Genomic DNA, 347 nt, shown 5'->3' on the forward strand with positions numbered 1-347 from the left:
CGTGCGTCCCGACACCGTCCGGCACTCGCCATGCAGCAGCCCCGCGCGATCGAGTTCGCGCAGCACGGTCGGCACGCCGCCCGCGCGATGGAAACTCTCGCCCAGATATTCGCCCGCCGGCATGGTGTTCGCGAGCAGCGGCACCTGCTCGCCGAAACGCTGCCAGTCTTCGAGCGTGAGATCGATGCCCATGTGACGCGCAATCGCGATCAGATGCGGCGGGCAATTCGTCGATGCACCGAGCGCCGACGCCACGACAATCGCGTTTTCGAACGCTGCGCGCGTCATGATCGTCGACGGTCGCACGTCCTCGCGCACGAGATCGACGGCGCGCTTGCCCGTGGTGT

At 67.4% G+C, this 347-nt stretch carries 1 protein-coding gene; it reads right to left on the reverse strand.

Annotated elements, in window-relative coordinates; translation table 11 throughout:
- Positions 1–347: dihydroxy-acid dehydratase (locus tag SB751_RS28755; RefSeq protein WP_410748880.1), on the reverse strand; the 347-nt coding region annotated here is incomplete at both ends.

The sequence above is a fragment of the Cupriavidus sp. SIMBA_020 genome (assembly GCF_046535395.1).
GTDB classification, from domain to species: domain Bacteria; phylum Pseudomonadota; class Gammaproteobacteria; order Burkholderiales; family Burkholderiaceae; genus Cupriavidus; species Cupriavidus campinensis.